The 18,801-nt window shown below is 71.1% G+C and carries 17 protein-coding genes and 1 pseudogene; 10 read left to right on the forward strand and 8 right to left on the reverse strand.

Annotated features, from left to right (window positions below; all coding sequences use genetic code 11):
- Positions 1-3: 3 nt before the first annotated feature.
- Both ACZ5PB_RS36885 and ACZ5PB_RS36890 read right to left on the reverse strand, forming a co-directional pair.
- Complete coding sequence (locus ACZ5PB_RS36885) at positions 4-1,017, reverse strand: zinc-binding dehydrogenase (protein WP_468697377.1); 1,014 nt, start codon at positions 1,015-1,017, stop codon at positions 4-6.
- Between the two features lie 67 nt (positions 1,018-1,084).
- Entirely contained in the window at positions 1,085-2,320 is a 1,236-nt protein-coding gene (locus ACZ5PB_RS36890) for an NAD(P)-binding protein (RefSeq protein WP_468697379.1), read from the reverse strand.
- 99 nt (positions 2,321-2,419) lie between these two features.
- Between ACZ5PB_RS36890 and ACZ5PB_RS36895 the strand changes: the two genes are divergently transcribed.
- On the forward strand, positions 2,420-3,103 hold the full coding sequence (locus ACZ5PB_RS36895) for a pentapeptide repeat-containing protein (RefSeq protein WP_468697381.1): 684 nt from the start codon (positions 2,420-2,422) through the stop codon (positions 3,101-3,103).
- A 358-nt stretch (positions 3,104-3,461) separates the two neighbouring features.
- On the opposite strand, the gene ACZ5PB_RS36900 is transcribed toward ACZ5PB_RS36895, so the two are convergent.
- Positions 3,462-3,965, reverse strand: coding sequence for a hypothetical protein (locus ACZ5PB_RS36900; RefSeq protein ID WP_468697383.1), 504 nt, complete (start codon positions 3,963-3,965; stop codon positions 3,462-3,464).
- A gap of 134 nt (positions 3,966-4,099) precedes the next feature.
- On the opposite strand from ACZ5PB_RS36900, the gene ACZ5PB_RS36905 reads away from it, so the two are divergent.
- On the forward strand, positions 4,100-4,717 hold the full coding sequence (locus tag ACZ5PB_RS36905) for a Uma2 family endonuclease (RefSeq protein WP_468697384.1): 618 nt from the start codon (positions 4,100-4,102) through the stop codon (positions 4,715-4,717).
- Positions 4,718-4,733: 16 nt separating this feature from the next.
- Here the strand turns inward: ACZ5PB_RS36905 and ACZ5PB_RS36910 are convergent, their stop codons facing one another.
- On the reverse strand, positions 4,734-5,414 hold the full coding sequence (locus ACZ5PB_RS36910; protein WP_468697386.1) for a response regulator: 681 nt from the start codon (positions 5,412-5,414) through the stop codon (positions 4,734-4,736).
- A complete protein-coding gene (locus tag ACZ5PB_RS36915) occupies positions 5,411-6,706 on the reverse strand; it encodes a sensor histidine kinase (protein WP_468697463.1) in 1,296 nt (431 codons plus the stop codon). Before ACZ5PB_RS36915 ends, ACZ5PB_RS36910 begins: the two co-directional genes overlap by 4 nt.
- 355 nt (positions 6,707-7,061) lie before the next feature.
- Here ACZ5PB_RS36915 and ACZ5PB_RS36920 point away from each other — a divergent pair, with 355 nt between their 5' ends.
- The 4 genes from ACZ5PB_RS36920 to ACZ5PB_RS36935 all read left to right on the forward strand — a co-directional run bounded on the left by ACZ5PB_RS36920 (position 7,062) and on the right by ACZ5PB_RS36935 (position 11,232).
- The gene (locus ACZ5PB_RS36920) at positions 7,062-7,619 is read left to right on the forward strand and encodes a GlcG/HbpS family heme-binding protein (protein WP_468697388.1); all 558 of its coding nucleotides are present in this window, start codon (positions 7,062-7,064) and stop codon (positions 7,617-7,619) included.
- 55 nt (positions 7,620-7,674) lie between these two features.
- On the forward strand, positions 7,675-8,319 hold the full coding sequence (locus ACZ5PB_RS36925) for an ankyrin repeat domain-containing protein (protein ID WP_468697389.1): 645 nt from the start codon (positions 7,675-7,677) through the stop codon (positions 8,317-8,319).
- On the forward strand, positions 8,316-9,467 hold the full coding sequence (locus tag ACZ5PB_RS36930; RefSeq protein ID WP_468697391.1) for a YncE family protein: 1,152 nt from the start codon (positions 8,316-8,318) through the stop codon (positions 9,465-9,467). The genes ACZ5PB_RS36925 and ACZ5PB_RS36930 overlap by 4 nt, the downstream gene beginning before the upstream one ends.
- A gap of 298 nt (positions 9,468-9,765) precedes the next feature.
- Entirely contained in the window at positions 9,766-11,232 is a 1,467-nt protein-coding gene (locus ACZ5PB_RS36935) for a M1 family metallopeptidase (protein ID WP_468697392.1), read from the forward strand.
- 23 nt (positions 11,233-11,255) lie between these two features.
- Here ACZ5PB_RS36935 and ACZ5PB_RS36940 read toward each other — a convergent pair whose 3' ends face one another.
- Positions 11,256-12,917, reverse strand: coding sequence for a M4 family metallopeptidase (locus ACZ5PB_RS36940; RefSeq protein WP_468697393.1), 1,662 nt, complete (start codon positions 12,915-12,917; stop codon positions 11,256-11,258).
- A gap of 504 nt (positions 12,918-13,421) precedes the next feature.
- Between ACZ5PB_RS36940 and ACZ5PB_RS36945 the strand changes: the two are divergent.
- A pseudogene (locus tag ACZ5PB_RS36945) lies at positions 13,422-13,535 on the forward strand (HD domain-containing protein); the annotation flags it as partial.
- Positions 13,536-13,840: 305 nt separating this feature from the next.
- Positions 13,841-14,713, forward strand: coding sequence for a hypothetical protein (locus ACZ5PB_RS36950; RefSeq protein ID WP_468697395.1), 873 nt, complete (start codon positions 13,841-13,843; stop codon positions 14,711-14,713).
- A gap of 62 nt (positions 14,714-14,775) precedes the next feature.
- Here the strand turns inward: ACZ5PB_RS36950 and ACZ5PB_RS36955 are convergent, their stop codons facing one another.
- Positions 14,776-15,351, reverse strand: a complete 576-nt coding sequence (locus tag ACZ5PB_RS36955; protein ID WP_468697397.1) for a TerD family protein — start codon at positions 15,349-15,351, stop codon at positions 14,776-14,778.
- A 180-nt stretch (positions 15,352-15,531) separates the two neighbouring features.
- On the opposite strand from ACZ5PB_RS36955, the gene arfB reads away from it, so the two are divergent.
- Positions 15,532-15,960: an alternative ribosome rescue aminoacyl-tRNA hydrolase ArfB gene (gene arfB / locus ACZ5PB_RS36960; RefSeq protein ID WP_468697398.1), complete on the forward strand. Its 429-nt coding sequence runs from the start codon at positions 15,532-15,534 to the stop codon at positions 15,958-15,960.
- A gap of 152 nt (positions 15,961-16,112) precedes the next feature.
- Here the strand turns inward: arfB and ACZ5PB_RS36965 are convergent, their stop codons facing one another.
- Positions 16,113-16,613 (reverse strand): flavin reductase family protein, encoded by a 501-nt coding sequence (locus ACZ5PB_RS36965; protein WP_468697399.1) that lies wholly within the window; start codon positions 16,611-16,613, stop codon positions 16,113-16,115.
- 402 nt (positions 16,614-17,015) lie between these two features.
- Between ACZ5PB_RS36965 and cdgB the strand changes: the two genes are divergently transcribed.
- Positions 17,016-18,692, forward strand: coding sequence for a diguanylate cyclase CdgB (gene cdgB / locus ACZ5PB_RS36970; RefSeq protein WP_468697400.1), 1,677 nt, complete (start codon positions 17,016-17,018; stop codon positions 18,690-18,692).
- Positions 18,693-18,801 lie beyond the last annotated feature (109 nt).

Below are 18,801 nucleotides of genomic sequence, written 5' to 3' on the forward strand. Positions count from 1 at the left end.
GCGTCAGGGGATGAGGACCACCTTGCCGACCGTGCCCCGGTTCTCCAGTTCGCGGTGGGCCCTGGCGGCTTCCGCGAGGGGGTAGCGCTGTACGGCGGGGCGGAGTTCGCCCGAGGCGGCCAGGGCCAGGGAGCGGGTCTCCAGGGTGCGCAGGGGGTCTGCGGTGCCGACCTTCTCGAACATCTTCGGGCCGAGTACCTGCTCGGAGGTGATGCCGCGTGCGGTGAGTTCCTCTTCCGTGAAGGTGAGGGGCTCGCCGTCCCGGGGGCCCTTGCCGGACCAGCCGAACACCAGGTGCTTGCCGCCCGGGGCGAGGAGGTCGACGGCGGTGCGGCCGGTGTCGCCGCCGACCGAGTCGAAGACGATCGTGGCGCCGCCGAGGCCGCGCGAGGCGAGGAACTCGATCACTGGGTCGGCCCAGCCGGGGAGGGTGTAGTCGACGGCGAGGTCGGCGCCGTTCTCCTCGACGCGGGCCACCTTGGCGGGGCCGCCGGCCAGGCCGATCACGGTGCCGCCGGCGTTCTTCACGTACTGGACGAGGAGCGTGCCGATACCGCCCGCGGCGGCCGGGACCACTGCCACGGTGTCGGCGGTGACCTCCGCGAACTGGAGGATGCCGAGGGCGGTGCGGCCCGTGCCGATCATGGCGATGGCCTCGGCGGCGTCGAGGGTGGCGGGCAGGGGGTGCAGCTTGGCGGCGTCGGTGACGGCGAACTCCGCGTAGCCGCCGGGGTTCATTCCCAGGTGGGCGACGACTGGGCGGCCGAGCCAGCTCGGGTCGGTGCCCTCGCCCAGGGACTCGACGGTGCCCGCGACCTCGCGGCCGGGGATGGTCGGCAGCTCGGTGGGCGCGGGGAACGGGCCCTGCATGCCCTCGCGGAGGGCGGTGTCCAGGAGGTGCACGCCGGACGCGGCGACGGCTATCCGGACCTGGCCGGGGCCGGGGACCGGGGTTTCGGTCTGCTCGTAGGAGAGGTTCTCGGCCGGGCCGAAGGCGTGGAGGCGGATCGCGTGCATGGTCGACTCCCGGTGGGGTGCGCGGTGTTGCCCGCCGTGGTGGCGGTACGTGGATCACTCTCGTACCTCAAGCGCTCTTGAGGTCAAGCCGGTCAAGCCGGTCCAGCCGGTCCAGCCGGTCAAGCCGCGAGATGTGCGCGGTGCGCAGGGCGAGGGAGGTGGCCTCCAGGGCGCTGTTGAGCGAGACCTCGGCGAGCATGCCGGGGGCCGCGACCTGGTCGCCCGCGAGGTAGATGCCGTTGCCCCGGTCGATGGCGGGGCGGTCGCGCCAGGTGGTGCCCGGCAGGTCGAGCGCGCCGGTGCGGCCGGTGGCGACGGCCTCGGCGCGGTGGGTGACCCGGTCGCGCCAGCCGGGGAGGCCGAGGTCGAGGAGGTGCTCGGCGCGGGCGATGCCCACGGACCTGGACTCGCCCGGGGCGAGCGGGAGTTGGGCCTGAATGAGCTGCTCGCCGGGCGGGGCGAGGGTCGGGTCCTGGGCGGTGAAGCGCTCGACCCAGCCGGGGGCGTCGAGGTCGGACACGATGAACGCGTCGCCGCGCCGGGTGCGCAGACCGAGGTCGAGCAGCGCGGTCCGGCCGCTCTCCCAGGTGAGGGAGTCGTCGGCGAGGAGGTGCCGGGCGGCGGGGAGAGAGGTGGCGACGATCACGGGCCCGGCGGTGGCGGCGTCGGAGAGATCGGACGCTGAGAAGCGGGAGCCGGTCTCGATGCGCACGCCGAGCGAACGGGCGTGGGCGGCGATCCGCTCGACGACCGAACTCCACCCGCCGACCGGGTACTTGGCCTCCGGCGGCATGGCGAGGACGCGGTGCAGGCGCTCCTGTACGAAGCGGGCGGAGAGGGTGCCGGGGTCGTGGTGGAAGGTGGCCACACCGATGGCGTTGGCGGCGTACCGCGCGTGTCGTTCGCCGATCAGGGCGGACGCCCAGCTGTGGAAGTCGGTGTCGACGGGCGCGTCCCCCGCATGCTTGCGGCCGAGACGGAGCACGGGGAGCGGGGGCATCCGGCGCAGCGCGCCGTCACGGTGGAACCGGGTGAGGAGGGACGCGCGGAGCGGCACGGCGGCGGCGGGTCCGACGAGGTCGCGCTGCTGGAGCCAGGTCCAGAGGGGGCCGCGGGAGTAGAGGGCGTGCGGGCCCTCGTTGGTCTTGTACGGGCTGGTGGCGGCGGTACGGGCACGGCCGCCGAGGGTGTGGTGGGACTCGTGGAGGTGGACGGGGGTGCCGGATTCGGCGGCGGTGACGGCGGAGACGAGGCCGGCGAGGCCGCCGCCGATGACGGTGAGGGTGGTGGTGCTGTTGTTCATGGTGGGCTCCCGAGGGTGTGGTGCTGCCTTCGGGAGTGGTGACGGATGGGGGGTGCCGGGATGTGACATCGGGGTGCGTTGTCAGTGGTCGGGTGGAGCATGGGACGCATGGCACGTGATGCGAAGAAGGACGGGATTCCCGCTGTACGGCGCCCGGAGGTGCGGCTCCCGGAGCTGGTGCCCTTCGAGGACGGCGAGCTGGAGTCGGAGGGTGACTACGACGGCCTTGAGTTCCGCGAGCTGGACCTCGCCGGGCAGCAGGGTCGCGGGGCGCGGTTCATGGACTGCGGGCTGTACGGGGTGGCGCTCGACGAGACGGTACTGAGCCGGGTGCGGGTGATGGACTCGGTCCTGGAACGGGTGCGCGGGGTGGGGACGAACCTCGCGGAGGCGTCGCTGCGGGACGTGGAGATCGTGGATGCGCGGCTGGGCGGGACGCAGTTGCACGGGTCGGTGCTGGAGCGGGTGGTGGTGCGCGGCGGGAAGATCGACTATCTGAACCTGCGGAAGTCGAAGCTGAAGGATGTGCTGTTCGAGGGGTGTGTTCTGGTCGAACCGGACTTCATGGACGCGAAGTTGGAGCGGGTGGAGTTCCGGGACTGTGTGCTGAGGGGGGCGGACTTCAGCGGGGTGACGATGCGGGACGTGGATCTGCGGACGGTGGCGGAGCTGGGGGTTGCGCGGGGGGTGGATCGGTTGCGGGGGGCGGTGATCAGTCCTGTGCAGTTGATGGAGCTGGCGGGGGTTTTTGCGGCGGAGTTGGGGGTTCGGGTGGCGGAGTAGGGGGGCGCGCCGGGGTGGGGGTGTACGTGGCGGAGGTGGGGCGGGACCGGAGGGTTCGGCTCCGCCGGGGGCCGCCCCCTTGCCCGCCCGTTCCGCCCCCGGGGGGCGGCCCCGCCGCCCAAGGGAGCGGGGCAACGTGGGCGGCCCCGCCGCCCAAGAGGGCGGGGCAACGTGGGCGGCCGTGCCGCCCAAGGGGGCTAGGGGGGTGGGGGTGGTGCGGCCCCGCGGCGAGCGGTCTAGGGAAGGGGCGGGGAGGGGCACCTGCCCGCCGCAGGCGCGACACCGCTGAGCGCCTGCGGCAGCCGCACACCGAGCGCAGCGGGAGGCGCCGGCCATGTCCGCCGAGGAGGCGGCTGGGTCAGGAGTCGAGGCGGGGGTATTTGCTCAGGAGGGTCCAGATCGCTGGGTTGTCGTCCAGGCCGTCGTGCATGTCGGTGAGGTCGGCGATCACGTCGTGGAGGAAGTCGCGGGCCTCGCGGCGGAGGAGGCGGTGGCCGAAGGTCAGCGGGGCTTCCTCGGCGGGCATCCAGTCCGCCTCGACGTCGACCCAGCCGAAGCGGCGCTCGAAGAGCATGCGGTCGGTGGACTCGGTGAAGTCGATCTCGGCGTACTGCCGGAGCGCCGAGCGGTTGCCGCGCGGGTCCTGGTCGAGCTGCTCGACGATGTCGCACAGCGCCCACGCGAAGTCGAGCACCGGAACCCATCCCCAGGCTGTGGATACCTCCCGGTCCGCCTTGGTGTCCGCGAGGTACACGTCGCCGCAGAACAGGTCGTGCCGCAGCGACCGCACGTCCGCACGGCGGTAGTCCGTCTGCGGGGGGTCGGGGAAGCGGCGGGAGAGGGAGTAGCCGATGTCGAGCACGTAGTCGATGGTCGCACGGCGGGGGCCGGGCCGGAGAAACGTATCCGCGCACACGTTCGGGTGAACGGCAGCCCGTTCCCGGCGGGCGGACCGGCCTACTCTGGAAGCGTCGCGCTGCGCGAAGGAGGTCCGTCATGGCACTGCCCGTACCCGAGTGGGATTCGTTCGACTTCGAGGACGAGTCCGGCGAGTTCGAGGACAAGAACCCGGCCATGTCGGTCGAGGAAGCCTTCGATGTGTTCAGCGCCGTTGCCCCGAGGGGCTGGCGGGTGGAAATGATCGAAGGGAACATCCACGTGACACCCCCTGCCAACGGCGAGCACGAAGAGATGGTGTCCGAGGTTGCGGAGCAGGTGGTACTACGGCGCGGAGACCGTGAACTACGCCCGTACACAGGTGTCGGTCTGCTCATCACGGGGTCCTCCGCCACCGGCAAGGCCGTCCCTGACCTCGTCGTCGCGCCCAAGGGCAGTTTTGCCGACTCCCTGGAGTACCACGACCCTGCGCCGGTCCTTCTGGTCGCCGAGGTCACGTCCGATTCCACCGCTGGCAACGACCGCGTGAAGAAGCTCCGGGGCTACGCCCGCGCCGGAATTCCCGCCTATCTGCTCATCGACCGCGAGGCCGGAAAGGCCGTGCTGTGCACGGAGCCCGCGGGGGACGACTACGTCAGCAAGGTGGCGTACGGCATGCCGGGCAAGGTCCCGCTGCCCGAGCCGCTCGGCTTCGACCTCGACACGAGCGAGTTCTGAAGGCCCCGCGCGGACTTCAGGGCAGCAGCCGCCGCTCCTTCGCCACCGCCACCGCACCCGCCCTCGTGTCCACCCCGAGCTTGGCGTAGATGCGGCCCAGATGGGTCTTCACGGTGGCTTCGCTGATGAACAGGGCCCGGGCGATCTCCCGGTTGCCGAGACCGTGCGCGAGCTGCGCCAGGATGTCCGACTCGCGTTCCGTGAGGGTGGGGCCCGCGGCGCCCCGCATCTGGGCCATCACCCGGCTCGCGACCGGCGGGGAGAGGGTGGTGCGGCCCTCGGCGGCGGAGCGGATCGCGGCGAAGAGCTCTTCGGGGCGTTCGGCCTTGAGGAGGTAGCCGGTGGCACCGGCGGCGATGGCGCGGGTGATGTCGGCGTCCGTGTCGTAGGTGGTCAGGACCAGGACGTGCGGGCCGGTGCCGGGTCCGGTGCCGGTGCCGGTGCCGGTGCCTGTGCCGGTGTTGGTGGCGGCGATCCGGCGGGTGGCCTCCACGCCGTCGATGCCCGCGCCGAGCTGGAGGTCCATCAGTACGACGTCGGGGGCCAGCTTGGCGGCCATCGCGACGGCCTCCTCCCCGTTGCCCGCCTCGCCGACGACCTCGATGTCCGGTTCGCTGCTGAGGAGTGCCAGGAGTCCGGCCCGTACGACCACGTGGTCGTCGCAGAGCAGGATTCGTACCGTACGCGGGCTGTTCACGACAGGGCCTCCAGGTCCAGGGGGATCGCGGCGGACAGGACCGTGCCCTCGCCGGGGGCCGACTCTACGGCGAGAGTGCCGCCGAGCTGCTGGACGCGGGCGCGGATCGCGGGCAGGCCGTGGCCGCGTACGCCCGAGGGGGACGGGGTGGTGGTGGGGGTGAAGCCCCGGCCGTCGTCCGCGATGTCCAGCAGCACCTGGTCGTCCAGGTAGGTGAGGGTGACCGCGGTACGGGTGGCCCCGGCGTGCTCGCGCACGTTCGCCAGGGCGCCCTGGGCGATGCGGAGCAGGGCGGACTGCACGCGGTCGGGGAGCGGGCGGGCGGGGGCGGTGCCGTCGAGGTGGAAGCGGGCGTTCTCGCGGGCGGCGACGGCGCGCAGCGCTTCTTCCAGGCCGCCGCCCCGGGCGCCCGCCTCGGCCAGGTCGGCGGGGGCCAGGTCGTGGACGAAGCGGCGGGCCTCGGCGAGGTTGCGTTCGGCGATGGAGGTGGCGGTACGGACGTGCCGGCGGGCGGTCGACGGGTCCGCGTCCCAGGTGCGGTCGGCGGCCTGGAGCAGCATCTGCTGGCTGGAGAGGCCCTGCGCGAGGGTGTCGTGGATCTCCATGGAGAGGCGCTGGCGCTCGGCGAGGGTGCCTTCGCGGCGCTCGGTGGCGGCGAGCTCGCGGCGGGTGCGGATGAGGTCGTCGATCAGGGCGCGCTGGCGGGCGGCCTGGCGCTGCATGTAGACGAACATCCCGGCGGCGATGGCGGCCACGGCGGGCGGGGCGAGGACCAGGTTCGGGTCGAACCCGCCCTTGGCGAGCTCCAGTTGGGCGGCCACGACGAAGACGGTGAGGAGGGCGACGAGGGCCAGGGCGGTGCGGGCGGGGAGGGTGCGGAGGCCGGTGTAGAAGAGCGGGACGGCGCACCAGGCGAAGCTGGGGGCGAGGACTACGAGGACCATCCAGACGATTACTACGGCGGTGAGGAGGAGGTGGGTGTGGAGGGGGTGGGTCCGGGTCCGGGCCCGGGAGCCGTGGCGGAGGTGGGGCCGGGGCGAGTTGTTCGGCTCCGCCGGGGGCCGCCCCCTTGCCCGCCCGTTCCGCCCCCGGGGGGCGGCCCCGCCGCCCAAGGGGGCTCGGGGGCTCGGGGCGGCCCCGCCGCCCAAGGGGGCTCGGGTGCTGTTCAGGAGGTAGAGGGTGGCGAGGGTGAGGCTCAGGGCGATGATCCAGGGGGTGCGGGTCTCGCCGGGGTGGCGGAGCAGGAAGCGGGCCAGGGAGGCGCCCAGCAGCAGGAAGAACGCCGCGTGCATGACCAGTGCGAGCCAGCGGGCGTCCGGGTCCGGGGAGGGGGCGGGGCCGTTGCCCCCGCCGGTGGGGTCCTGGGTCTCGTCCGGTCGCACCGTGCGGCTCCTTGCCCGTCGTCCATGCGTACATACCGGTCCTGAACAGCACGTACACGGCCATCCTGGCCCACCCGGACCACCCCCGCATCAACCGATCAGCTGACCCCGTTGTCGGCCGGCCGGGGCGCAGGGGAGAGCCGGTGCACCGACCGTACGCAGGGGTGGGCGGACCCAGGATTGGAAGCAGACGGAGAGCGGCTCCCCCGCCGCTCTCCGTCCCACTCCCAGCCTTGCTACCGCACTCGATCTCTGGAGCAACACCATGAAGAAGCTCGCTCTCCGCACCCGTGTCCTGACCGGTGCCGTCGCCGTCGCCGCCCTCGGTGCCGGTACCTTCGGCGCCGTGTCCGCCAACGCCTCCGCGCCGGCCGCCGAGACGGCCGTCGCCGTGAAGGCCGACACCGCGAACCGCAACCTGCAGCAGTCCACGCACCTCACCGTCGCCGCCGCGACGAAGGCCGCCGAGGCCGTCCTGGACGCCGCGAAGAAGGAGAACCAGCGCGTCTCCGTCGCCGTCGTCGACCGCAACGGCAACACCATCGTCACCCTGCGCGGCGACGGCGCCGGCCCGCAGTCCCCCGAGTCGGCCGTGAAGAAGGGCTACACCGCCGTCTCCTGGAACGCCCCCACCTCCGAGCTCGTCAAGCGCCTGGAGCAGGCCCCGAACCTGAAGGACATCCCCGGCACCCTCTTCCTCGGTGGCGGCGCCCCGGTCCAGGCCAAGGGCGTTCCGGTCGCGGGCATCGGTGTCGCGGGTGCGCCCAGCGGCGACCTGGACGAGAAGTTCGCGCAGGCCGGCGTCGCCGCGCTGGGCCGCTGACCGCGACCTTCACCGCGTAACGCACATCGTGTGACGCACACCAGAAAGGCCTCCCATGACTGACACCGGTACCGGCGCCGGTTCCCGAACCGCCGCCCACGCCCCGACCGCCGACCGTCGTCTGCTCGACGCCGCCCGCACCGGCGACGCCGACGGGGTACGGGAAGCGCTCAGGGACGGTGCACGGGTCGAGTCGCGCGACGAGGAGCTGCGTTCGCCGCTGCTGCTCGCCTCGCTCGGCAGTCATGTGGAGGCCGCCCGGCTGCTGGTGGCGGCCGGGGCCGATCCTGACGCACAGGACCGGCGCGAGGACAGTGCATGGCTGGTCACGGGGGGGACGGGCAGCGTCGCCATGATGCGCGTGCTGCTGCCCGCTCACCCCGACCTGACCGTGTGCAACAGGTTCGGCGGGATCTCCGTGATCCCGGCGAGCGAGCGCGGTCACGTCGAGTACGTACGGGCCGTTCTCGCCGAGACCGACATCGATGTGAACCACGTCAACAGGCTTGGCTGGACAGCCCTGTTGGAGGCCGTGATCCTCGGCGACGGCGGCCGTCCGCACCAGGAGATCGTGGAACTCCTGCTCGCGGCGGGAGCCGTCCCCGACCTCGCGGACAAGGACGGCGCGACCCCCCTGGCACACGCCGAACGCCGCGGCTTCGATGCGATTGCCGCGCTGCTGAGGAAGGCACGGACATGAACAGGAACTCCGGGAAGAGCTCCGGGAAGCGTCTTCTCGCTCTGCCCGCCTTCGCCCTCGTCGGGATCACGGCGCTCACCGCCTGTGCCGGTGCCGCCGAGTCCGCGCCCGAGGGCCCGCGTTCCGCCACTGTCACCCCTTCCGCCCCTGCTCTCACGCCCACTCCCTCCGGCACCCTCCTCGTCGCCGACTTCGACGCGGACACGGTCACCTTCGTCGACCCGGCGAAGGGCCCCGTCGACTCGGTCGAGGTCGGCACCGCCCCGTACGGGCTGGCCGTCGGAGCGGACGGGCGTGCCTGGGTGGCCACGGCCGAGGGGGTCGCCGTGGTGGACACCCGTACCCGCGAGAGCCTCGGACGGATCGCGTACGAGACGAAGGCGGACGGGCCCGCCACGATGGGCGAGTACCGGGCGGGCGGCATGGGCATCGCGCTCTCGCCCGACGGCAAGCGTGCGTACGTGGGTGTCAACGTCCCTGACGAGAAAGGCGTGTTGGAGGTCATCGACACCTCGTCGCGGCGGGTCGTCGACACGGTCGGGGTCGGAATGCGGCCCTTCGACGTGGACGTCTCCGCCGATGGGCGTGAGGTGTACGCGACGGGCCACGACTCGTACGACGTCACGGCGGTCGACGTCTCCGGTTCCGGCGGTGAGCTGCGCGGGCGTCGGATGGAGGTCGCTCCGTACGGTACGGAGGGCGGTCTCGGCTCGTGGCTGAAGCCGCACTATGCCGCTGTGCGGGCGTCGGACGGGAAGCTGTTGCTGCCCTTCGAGGGGGAGCGGCTTGCCGTGCTCGACCCTCGTAGTGGGCGGGTGGCCGTCGAGAAGATGACCGCCAATACGCATCAGCACGGGACCACGATCACTCCGGACGGGACGCTGCTGGTGGTCGGGACGGGACCGATCGGGGGCGACGACGAGGACCCGTCGCTGACGGTGCGGGCACCTGATGGCTCGGAGCGGGTCATTCCGCTCGACGGACCGCACGAGGACGTGGCGGTGTCCCGGGACGGGCGTACGGCGTACGTCACGGGTGGATTCACGCGCGACGGCTCCTGGGACGGAATCACGATCGTGGACCTGAAGTCAGCCACCAAGAAGAAACTCCCGGCAGGAGTCCGCCCCCTGGGAATCGCGATCCTCTGACCCACCCCCACCCCCTTGAGCGGCGCGGCCGCCCCCGCCCCCTTGGGCGGCGCCGCCGCCCCTACCCCCGAGCCCCCTTGGGCGGCGGGGGCCGCTACGCCCCCGCCCCCTTGGGCGGCGGGGCCGCCCCCCCGGGGGCGGAACGGGCGGGCAAGGGGGCGGCCCCCGGCGGAGCCGAACCCTCGCCCCCGCCCCACCTCCGCCACGGCCCCACCCTGGCCCCCCTCCCCACCCTGGCCCGCCCACCCCCCCCGGCCTCGCCACGTAACACCCCAGAGGCGCCCAATAGGATCCTCAAATGCTGGTTACGAGTCGCTCGCGCCCCACCCTCCTCCGCGGCGCCCTGGCCCTGGTCCTGACCCTGGCCGCCACCTCCTGCACCCAGGACGCCCCCGGCACCGTCACCGGCACCGCCGGCGCCCACGGCCTGCGGGACCCCCTCTTCCCCCGGCTCGGCAACGGCGGCTACGACGTCTCGCACTACGCACTCACCCTCGACTACGACCCCGCCGCCCACCACCTCAAGGGCACGGCAGAGATCACCGCCAAGGCAACCCAGGGCCTGAGCGCGTTCAACCTCGACCTGACCGGACTGAAGGTCGAGAGCGCGACGGTCGAGGGCGAGAAGGCCGCCGCCAACCAGGCCGGCAGCGAGCTGACCCTGCGGCCCAGGCGGGACCTTCGTGCGGGCGAGACGTTCAAGACGGTCGTGCGCTACTCCGGCACCCCGCCCCGGCTCACCAACAGCGACTCCGACCAGGAGGGCTGGCTGCGCTCCGAGGACGGCAAGGTGTCGGTCGCGGTGGGCGAGCCCAGTGGCTCGATGGCCTGGTTCCCGGGCAACAACCACCCGTCGGACAAGGCCACGTACGACATCAAGGTCACTGTCCCGGAGGGCCAAAGCGCTCTCTCCAACGGCGAGTTGAAGACCCCGCCCCGCACCGAGAACGGCCGGACCACCTTCGACTGGCAGATGCGCGAGCCGATGGCGAGCTATCTCGCGATGCTCGCGGTGGGCAGGTTCAAGGTGTGGCAGGGGGAGGCGGTCGCCGAGCTCGCGGCGGACGAGGAGACGCCGGTGCGGAAGGTTCCGGTGTACGCGGCGGCGGAGGAGTCCCTCGACGCGAAGAGCAGCCAACTGCGGCGCGAGATCCCGGACTTGATGGAGTGGTGCGTGCTGAACTTCGGTCCGTACCCGTACGACTCGATCGGTTCGGTCGTTCTCCGCAAGGGCGATGTGGGGTACGCACTGGAGAGCCAGACCAAACCGGTCTACTCCGGGGTCACCGACAGCCCCGGCTCGCTGGAGGGCGCGCAACTGCACGAGCTGGCCCACCAGTGGTTCGGCAACTCGGTCTCGCCGAAGACCTGGCGGGACATGTGGCTCAACGAGAGCTTCGCGGAGTACGCGGAGTGGCTGTGGGACGAGGACCACGGGGGCGACACCGCCCAGGAGCGGTTCGAGGAAGCCTTCGCGTACGCACCCAACTGGGCCTTCCCGCCCGCCGCACCGCCGAGCCCCAGGTACATCTCGGCCGACCCGGTCTACGGCCGGGGCGCCATGGTGCTGCACAAAATCCGAAAGGCGGTGGGCGACGAACCCTTCCTCGAAATCATTCAAGGCTGGGCCGCCACCCACCGCCACTCCAACGCGTCCACGGCGGACTTCACCAAGTACGTGGACGAGCAGACGGAGGAGGACCTGTCGGACATCTGGGAGGTCTGGCTCTACGGCGACGAAAAGCCGCCAACTCCCAGCGAGTAAAGGCTACTTGTGAAAACCGCCAACTACTTGACGTTGACGCCGGTCCAGGCCGCCGCCACTGCCTTGGCCTCGACACCGTCCGCCCCGTACAGGTCGGTCGCCGCCTTCAGGGTCGCCTCGCGGGCGGCCTTGTAGTCGGTCGTCGAGGTCATGTAGGTCGACAGCGCCTTGTACCAGATCTTGTAGGCCTTGTCCTGGCCGATGCCGGTGACCTTGGACCCGTCCTTGGTGGGCGAGTCGTACTTCACGCCGTTGATCTCCTTGGCGCCGCTGCCCTCGGCCAGCAGGTAGAAGAAGTGGTTGGCGATGCCGGAGGAGTAGTGGACATCCACGTCCCCGGCCTTCTCGTCCCAGTAGTCGAGCGACTGGCCGTCCTTGCTGGGCTTGTCCATGTAGCGCAGCGGCGAGCCGTCACCGTTGATGTCGATCTTCTCGCCGATGAGGTAGTCGCCGACGTCCTCCTTGTTCTTCGCGAAGAACTCCACGGCGGTGCCGAGGATGTCGGAGGTCGCCTCGTTGAGGCCGCCGGACTCGCCCGCGTACTCCAGGTTGGCGGTCGCGGCGGTCAGGCCGTGGGTCATCTCGTGGCCGGCCACGTCGATGGCGGTCAGGGGGTGGGTGTTCTCGATCCCGTCCCCGTACGTCATGCAGAAGCAGCTGTCGTCCCAGAAGGCGTTGACGTACGCCTTGCCGTAGTGAACGCGGGAGTAGGCGGCCTTGCCGTCACCGGCGATGCCGTTGCGGCCGAGCTCCGCCTTGTAGAAGTCCCAGGTCATGGCGGCGCCGTAGGCGGCGTCGACACCGGCGGTCTGGGCGTCGTCGGCCTTGCCGTTGCCCCACTTGTCGTCGGCGTCGGTGAAGAGGGTGCCCTGGCCGGACTGGCCGCCCTTCAGGTCGTACGTCTTGTGGCCGCCGCGCTCGCCGTCGGTCAGCTCGAAGCCCGAGCCGCCCTTGGTGGTGGTCAGCGGGACCTCGCCGCTGTACATGCTGGCGCCGCTGCCGGCCTTGACCGGTGCGCCCTTGCCGCCCTTGGCGGCAGCCTGCGGGGCGGCGGCTCCGGCCTTGATGCCGTCCTGGATCTCGTCGTACGAGTAGAGCTTCTTGCCGGTGTTGGCGTCGGTGATGGTGTGCAGACGGCTGGGCGTGCCGTCCTTCTTCACCCCGGTCTTCACGGTCTCGAAGGCGAGGGTGGGCTTGCCGCTGACCGCGAAGACGACCTTGCGGGCACCGGCCGCGGCCTTGAGCTTCGGCGTGGTGGTCGGCACGGCTATCTTCGCGTCCGTGGCCTTGTCGACGCCCTTGAGCTTGCCGCCCTTGGCTACGTGGGTGACGAGGTCACCACCGAGGACGGGCAGTCCGGCGTACGTACGCTCGTAACGGGTGTGCACGGTCCCGTCGGCGTCCTTGATGACATCGCGGACGACGAGCTTCTCGGCGGCGTCGAGGCCAAGGGTTCTGGCAGCCGAAGCGGCCTCGGCCTGCGCGGACTTGATGCTTTCCGCCCGTACGGCGGCGGCAGCTGCGGAGACGGAGGCCGCGGGGCCCGCCGCCTGCGCCTGCTCCGGTGCGGCGGTGGCGGTCCCGGCCTGTACGCCGACGACAACCATCGCCGCGGCGGCCGCCAGGGCGGCGGCACGCTTGGTGTGGGTGCGGGCAGAGCTCTTGCGTGAAACGTGGGGGGTCATGCGCTCTCCATCACTCGATCCGTGGGGGGTTAGAGGCTGAGCGATGTGAGAGTGACACCCGAGTGCCGGAGTTGTTCACGCGCTGACAAAAACCTCACAACTCTTTGACCAGTACTTGCCGTTCATGGATCGGTTCTGTCGAAGTTACGGAGGAGGTGTGGCGTGCTGGAGGCAGCCCGTGAACGATCTTCAGCACGAACTCCTGGCCGGTTCGGCTACGGGCCGTGGGTGCCGCGGGTGCCGCGGAGGGACATCGCGCTGATGACGGCGTACCCGAGTCGGCCGTGATCGGGATCAGCCTGGTCACGGGCAGCGGATTTCTGGTGTCGTCCGCGCGGTCACGTGGGTGAGGGTCTGCGGCAGCAGCCCTTTACCGGTCTGGCCAGCTGATGTGCTGCGAGCCGCGACCGACCGTAAACGGCCGAAGGCCAGATGCTTGCGCACGAGAACTCGTCGGCTGGCTGTCCCATCAACAACGGGTCACACGTCCCGAGGGCGATCTGTCCGCCTGACAAGTTGGAGAGCCTGCTCCAAGGTATCGAGTACAAGGCTCAGGGCTACGAGGCCGCTCAGCGCTGGATCGACAACAGCCGCAAACGCCTCACCACGCAGACCGCGAAGGTGGCTCGTCCTTGATTTTGAGCTTCGGGTGCCGAGGGTCGAGACGTTTTCTCTGAGGAATGGGTGGTGGGGTGTTACCTGCCTTTCCACTCCACCGTGCGTACGTACCTCGCGCGTCGCGGGCGCGCGCGTGGTGCGTGTGTGGGGCATCAACTTGCTTGGCCTGCAAGCGAGATGACATTTTGTGATCGTGTCGCGACCACGTGTTGCGGGCGTGTACGGTGCGTGACAACAGAACGGCCCCCGCAGGTGGTTGCACACCTGGCGAGGGCCTGACCACCGAGATCGTAGGAGCGATCCCCATGGCTGTTGACCAGCTTAGTCCTGCCCTGCACGCGCCCGCCCACCCGATGGCCACTCCCGGGTTCGGGAAGCAGTCCGCGCCGCATCAAGAGGCCCGTCATCGGGGGGACTTCGGACATTTGCCCGTGCGGGAAGCGGCCATCGCCGGGTACATCGACCGGTTGCCCGACGGGGCGGACATCAGTATCAAGATGCTGGCCCGGGAGATCGCCGCGTACGGGCAGGCCGCCGTCGCCACCGCGCTGCGTCACCTCGCCGATGCAGGGCATCTGCGGCGCTTCCGGGAGCCGTTGTGGGGTGCGGACGACACCGTGCGGTGGGTGCAGCGGACCTATTTCTCGCGGACCGCGCGGGCGGACGCCTGGTGGCAGTCCATGGTGCGGGGCGAGAGCACCGAGGACCACCCCGAGGTGGTGGTCGAGCGGCCGGAGGAGCGGGCCTACGAGGCGCTGGCCCGGCTTTCGCATCAGGTGCCGCAGCTGACCCTGTCGGAGAACGCCTGTCACGAGCTCGTCCCGTACGCTGCCGAGTGGTTTCGGCGCGGGGCGTCGGAGGACCGGCTGATGACCGTGCTCGGGCAGTTGGTGCCCAGGGAGGTGCGCAGTCCGTTCGGCTATGTGCAGTCGAAGCTGGTCAGGGATCTGCCGCCGCCGTTGCCCGCGCCCCGGCAGGGGGTGCGGATCATGGAGTGCGTCGAGTGTGGGGCGCCGGGGCCCGCAGCGGCGCTGCCCGGTGGGCTGTGTCGGCCTTGCCGTAGTCAGCCGTATGTGCCGGAGACGACGAGTGGGCTGCCCGCCGAGGTCGTGCACGGGAAGGCGCGGCGGTTGCGGGACACTCTTCGGCGGCGACGGCTCGCAGAGGTTCACGGGTAGGAACGGGGAAAGCCCCCGGCCGTATGCACCCGGCCAGGGGCTTCCTCAACACGCTGGGGAACTTAGACGTTGACGCCGAAGTCCTGGGCGATGCCCGTCAGGCCGGAGGCGTAGCCCTGGCCGACTGCGCGGAACTTCCACTCCGCACCGTTGCGGTACAGCTCGCCGAAGACCATGGCGGTCTCGGTGGCGGCGTCCTCGCTCAGGTCGTAGCGGGCGATCTCGGCGCCGCCGGCCTGGTTGATGATGCGGATGAAGGCGTTGCGGACCTGGCCGAAGTTCTGCGAGCGGGACTCCGCGTCGTAGATCGAGACCGGGAAGACGATCTTGTCGACATCGGCGGGCAGGCCCGCGAGGTTGATGTTGATCTGCTCGTCGTCGCCCTCGCCCTCACCGCTGCGGTTGTCGCCGGTGTGGACGATGGTCTGGTCCGGGGTCGCCTTGTTGTTGAAGAAGACGAAGTGGGCGTCGGAGTAGACCTTGCCCGCGGGGTTCACCGCGATGGCGGAGGCGTCGAGGTCGAACTCGGTGCCCGTCGTCGTGCGGACGTCCCAGCCGAGACCGACCGTTACGGCGGTCAGGCCCGGGGCCTCCTTGGTGAGCGAGACGTTGCCGCCCTTGCTGAGGCTGACTGCCATGGGATGTCCCTTTCCTCGTGGTGTGCGGGCTTCGGTGCGAGTGCCGAAGCTACCGTCACCACCTCTAACGCGGACAGGGGCCCGCCGAGTTCCGGCTTTCTTTACTTTCTTTGCCCGGGTGTGCGGTGAGGTCCCGAAAACGGTGTGACTCGGGGTGGTGCGAGCGGGGACTATGGACACATGTCCGGGCCCTACATCATCCGCGGCTCCGTCTCCCTTCCCGAGGCGGAGCTCATGTGGCGTTTCTCCAGGTCCTCGGGGCCGGGTGGGCAGCACGTCAACACCTCGGACTCCCAGGTGGAGCTGCGTTTCGACCTCGGGAAGACGGAAGCGCTGCCGGAGGTGTGGAAGGCGCGGGCGCTGGAGCGGTTGGCCGGGCGGCTGGTCGACGGGGTGGTTTCCGTACGGGCGTCCGAGCATCGGTCGCAGTGGCGGAATCGCGAGACGGCGGCGGTGAGGCTGGCCGCGCTGCTCGCGGAGGCGAGTGCGCCGCCGCCCAAGCCGCGGCGGGCGACGAAGATTCCGCGGGGGATCAATGAGCGGCGGCTGCGGGAGAAGAAGCAGCGCAGCCAGACCAAGGGGGGACGGGCGGGGCGGGGCTGGGACTGAGCTGGCGGGTCGGGGGTTGGGGCCATGGCGGGGGTGGGGCGGGGGCGGGGGGTTCGGTTCCGCCGGGGGCCGCCCCCTTGCCCGCCCGTTCCGCCCCCGGGGGGCGGCCCCGCCGCCCAAGGGAGCGGCGGTATGCCCCGCCGCCCGAGGGGTCACGCCAGTTGTCTGTATTTGCCCCTGAAGTAGGTGAGCGGGCCGCCGTCCGCGCTCGGTAGGTCGACCGCGAGGACTCGGCCGATTACCAGGGTGTGGTCGCCGGCTTCGACCCGTTGTTCCGTTCGGCATTCGACCGTTGCCAGGGATCCGCCGATCAGTGGTGCGCCCGAGATCTCGCCCCGTTTCCACGCCACGTCCTCGAAGAGCAGCCGGTCGCTCAGTCTGCCCTTCATCGCGAAGCGGCCCGCGATGTGGCGCTGGCTCTCCGAGAGGAGGGAGACCGCCCACAGGGGCTGCTCGGCGAGCAGGTCGTCCATCCGGGAGCCGTTGCGGACGGAAACCATCACCAGGGGCGGGTCCAGCGACACCGACATGAACGCGGTGGCCGTCATCCCGACGTCCTCACCGCGCGGCCCGCCGTCCGCGTCGTGCGCCGTCACCAGCGTCACGCCCGCCGTGAAACGGGCCATCGCCGCGCGGAACTCGTCATTGCTCACCCCCACAGGATGCGGGATCAGCGACGGCGGAGGTGAAGGGAGGGGCCCCTGAGGGGTGGTTTCCGGGGTGGCTTCTGTCGTCTGGAACACCTGATCAACGCTAGGCGTCACCATGCCTCCGCCACATCGGACATAGGGACCAGACAGGACCTAGGTCCTCCGGCCAAAACCCTCCGCTCGGCGCCCGTTTTCGGCCACGCAGGCGCTTTGAGCAGTACGGGAGCGCTCCCACGTGTCATACATCAACTTCCGTTAAGAGCTTGTGACTTGAGTCACAGACGGGAGTAATTGTTGACCCTGTGTACCGAGAGGGCAGCGCGCTGTGATTCAGTGGCGGTGGCAATCGGACGATGAGAAGCCTGGAGTTGCTGTCGTTGCTGTCGAGGTCTCGGGGAGCGGGTCATGGAGGCCGAGTCGGAGCCGTACGTCCGCCTTGCGACCCTGCGGCAACTGCACCGGGTGGTCGCTGATCTCAACACGGCACGCAGCCTGTCGGACACCGTGCAGGCCGTCGCCGACGGCATCGTCGCCGGACTCGGTTACGAGCTCGCCTGTGTGAACCTCGTACGCCCCGACGGCGACCTCGTCGTCGCCGCCTTCGCCGGGAACACCGCCGCCGAAGCCCTCATCACCGGCCGCGTCGGCTCCCGCAACTCCTGGGAGCGCCGCCTCTCCATGGGCGAGCGCTGGGGCAACCTCCACTTCATCCCGCACACCGAGGGCTGGGTGCTGATGGAGGACGACGTACCCCAGTGGCACACCGAGGGCCCCGACCCGCGCTTCGCCGACGAATGGCACCCCAGCGACCGGCTGTACGCGCCGATGTACGCCTCCGGCGGCGAGGGCGAGCTGATCGGCGTGATCTCCGTCGACCGGCCGCGCGGCGGACGGCGGCCCGGCGCGTGGGGCCAGGAAGCCCTCACGATGTACGCCTCCCAGGCCGCCATCGCGATCACCAACGCCCGCCTCCGCTCCAACATGCAGCGCGCCCTGGTCCGCCTGGAGCGCGAGCAGCAGGCCCTGCGCGCCAGCGAGGAGTCGTTCCGGCAGGCCTTCGAGTACGCGCCGTCCGGCATGGCCATCGCCGAGATGGGCGGCGACCAGCACGGCCGCCTGCTGCGCACCAACGACGCCCTGTGCCGCCTCCTGGGCCGCCCCGCCTCCGCCATGCGCCGCTTCTCCTTCGCCGACCTCGTCCACCACGAGGACGTGGGTACGCTGCTGCGCACGTCGGCGGAGGGCGGCCGCGCCGAGCTCCGCCTCCAGCGCCGCGACGGCACCTTCGTCTGGGTCTCGCTGCGCAACTCCGTGGTCGCCGACACCGCCGACGGCCCGCGCTTCCTCCTCACCCACGTCGAGGACATCGAGGAGCGCAAGCGCCACGAACTGCACCTCGCGCACCGCGCCTCCCACGACTCCCTCACCGGCCTGCCCAACAGCGCGGAGCTCCGCGCCCGCCTCAGCGCCCGGCTGTGCCGCCGGCCGCACGCGGTGCGCGCGACGGCCGTGGAGGCCCTGGACGCCGCCTACGACGGGGCGTACGACGCCGGGGTGACGTACGACGACGGCTTCTACGGCGACCCGATGGGCGAGGGCGACCCCGGCTTCTACGACCACCACGTGCACATGGTGGCGCCGCCCGAGGGGGGCGCCGGGAACGACGGGTACGCGGACGACGGGACCAAGGGCCTGGCCGTCCTCTTCTGCGACCTCGACGGCTTCAAGTCCATCAACGACCGCTTCGGCCACGGCGCGGGCGACGCGGTGCTGATCGAGGTCGCCCGCCGCCTGACCACCTGCGTCCGGGACGGGGACACGGTCGCCCGGCTCGGCGGCGACGAGTTCGTGGTGCTCGCGGACGGTCTGGGCAGCGCGGACGCCGCGGACCTCGCCGTCCGTCTCCGTAACGCCATCATTCCGCCGATCCGGGTGGACGGGCGGGCGGTCCGGGTAGGGGCCAGTTTCGGCATCGGATGGGCCGAGTGCGGGATGACGGTCGACGAGGTGCTGCAATCCGCCGACCAGCGGATGTACATCGAAAAGCGGTCGCGGTCGAAGCCGCACCGACGGGCCGGCTGAGCCCCGCGCGACCCCCTGCGGGAACGGGTGGTGCAGTAGGTGCTGTGTTCAACGTCCCGGAATGCCTTCACACGCAGCAGGTAGGCTCGCCCGGTCGGCGACGCTGGCG

The sequence above is a fragment of the Streptomyces sp. NPDC032721 genome, from assembly GCF_055579625.1.